Source organism: Paracoccus sp. UBA5162 (assembly GCF_002413585.1).
Lineage (GTDB): Bacteria > Pseudomonadota > Alphaproteobacteria > Rhodobacterales > Rhodobacteraceae > Paracoccus.
The window spans coordinates 2288-4158 of sequence record NZ_DHXG01000005.1 but is presented as its reverse complement, the minus strand read 5'-3'; the positions used below and the strand labels follow the sequence as shown (position 1 = coordinate 4158).

General features: G+C 67.0%; 1 protein-coding gene and 2 pseudogenes. All 3 read right to left on the bottom strand.

The genetic code is table 11. The annotated features are described in order from the left end of the window. Positions 1 to 413 (bottom strand): annotated as a pseudogene (locus B4A72_RS00715) (hypothetical protein); the annotation flags it as partial. Between the two features lie 31 nt (positions 414 to 444). Beyond that, complete coding sequence (locus B4A72_RS00710; RefSeq protein ID WP_292957424.1) at positions 445 to 1710, bottom strand: NADH-quinone oxidoreductase subunit E; 1266 nt, start codon at positions 1708 to 1710, stop codon at positions 445 to 447. Further along, a pseudogene (locus B4A72_RS00705) lies at positions 1710 to 1871 on the bottom strand (NADH-quinone oxidoreductase subunit D); the annotation flags it as partial. The gene B4A72_RS00710 and the pseudogene B4A72_RS00705, both read right to left, overlap by 1 nt.

Below are 1871 nucleotides of genomic sequence, written 5' to 3'. Positions count from 1 at the left end.
GGGCCGCCACGGCCGGCCTGCGCCTCGCCAGAGGGCGCGACATCGGCTTGCGGCGCAGGATCGGCCTGCGGCGCGGGGTGGTCGGGCTGCGCGGCCGGAACGGGTGACGCGGTGGCGGCGCCCGCGAAGGCCATCGCCGCCTCGGATTCGCTGCCACGCGGACGGGGCGTCTCGACCGGATCGGCGGCGCGGGTGGGCCGGGAACCGGGATGCCAGTGCGAACCGTCCATCGCCGCGTGTCCGTGGCACAGCGCCCAGATCAGCAGCAGCGCCAGAAGCACACCGGCGATGATGCCGAGAAACAATCCCCCCAGCCAGCCGGCCGAGCCGATGCCCGCGCTGAAAATCCAGACCAGAAGGCCCAGCCCGGCCCCGGCAATCCAACAATTTCTGTTGCAGTTCGCATCCGCCATGTGCCTGTCCCCGTGTCAGACCCGTATCAGGTCAATCCTTGCCTGACTCCTCGCCGTCCCGGCCTCCGTCCTGCGCGGCGCGGCGCGACGATCCGGTCTCGCCGTCATCGGCCAGCGCCCTGGCCTGTCCGGTCCAGTCGTCGCGGCCGGCCCTTCCCTTGAAACCTTCCAGATTGGCATCGACCCAGGCCAGTTCCTCGGGACCCCATGCGGCGATCTGGTCGAAATGGTAAAAGCCCATTCCGTTCAGCATCTCCTCCAGCTTCGGCCCGACCCCCTTGATCAATTTCAGATCGTCGGCAGAGCCGTCCCTCGGGGCATCGAGCCCCTCGGGCCGGCGGCCCGCATCGGCGGGTGCGGCGGTGTCGCCGTCAGCCTTGCGGGCATCGCCGCGGTCGTCTTTCTCGACCGCATCTTCCTGCGCGCGCACGCCCTCGGGTTCGCGGTCGGAAGGCGGATTGGCGGCCGAGGCGGCCTGTGCCTCGTGTTCGGTCACGCCGGTCTTGTCGGCGGGCTGGCCATTGGCGGGGCGCGGGTCGTGCCGGGGCCCGGCATCGAGCCCGGTCTGATCATCCGCGGCCGCGGCGGGGCGGTCGCGATCCAGCCATTTCGTCAGGATCGGAACCTCGGTCCCGTCGATCCGCTTCACCGTGTCGCCATGACGCCGCGCAAGCGATGCGCTGGCATTCAGCTCATTGCCCTCGCGTTCGGTCAGGCTGGTCAGCCCCGACGCGGGTTCCGATGCGAAACGGCCGTTCTGCGGACCGGGCAGCGGCACCTGACCTTCGGAAAAGGCGTCGATCAGCCGTTCAAGCTTTTCGGGCGTCAGATCCTCGTAGTAATCCTTGCCGATCTGGGCCACCGGCGCATTGGCGCAGGCGCCCAGGCATTCGACCTCTTCCCAGCTGAACTTGCCGTCGGCCGAGACCATGTGCGGATTGGGCGCGATCTTGCGCTTGCAGACCTCGATCAGCGCCTCGGCCCCGCAGATCATGCAGGTCGTGGTGCCGCATATCTGGATATTGGCAACCGATCCAATGGGTTTAAGCTGGAACATGAAGTAGAATGTGGCGACTTCCAGGGCCCGGATATAGGGCAGATCCAGCAGATCGGCGCAATATTCGATGGCCGGGCGCGACAGCCAGCCTTCCTGTTCCTGCGCGCGCCACAGGATCGGGATGATCGCCGATTGCCTGCGGCCTTCCGGGTATTTGGTCATCTGTGCCTCGGCCCATTCCCGGTTCTTGGGCGTGAAGGCGAAGCCGTCGGGTTGTTCGGGGCTCAGTCGGCGAAGCATCAGCGGTCAACCTCTCCGAACACGATATCCATCGTGCCGATAATTGCGGAAACATCGGCCAGCAAGTGGCCCCTGGCCATCCAGTCGATGGATTGAAGATGCAGGAAACCGGGCGCGCGCAGCTTGGCGCGATAGGGCTTGTTGGTGCCATCGCTGGTCAG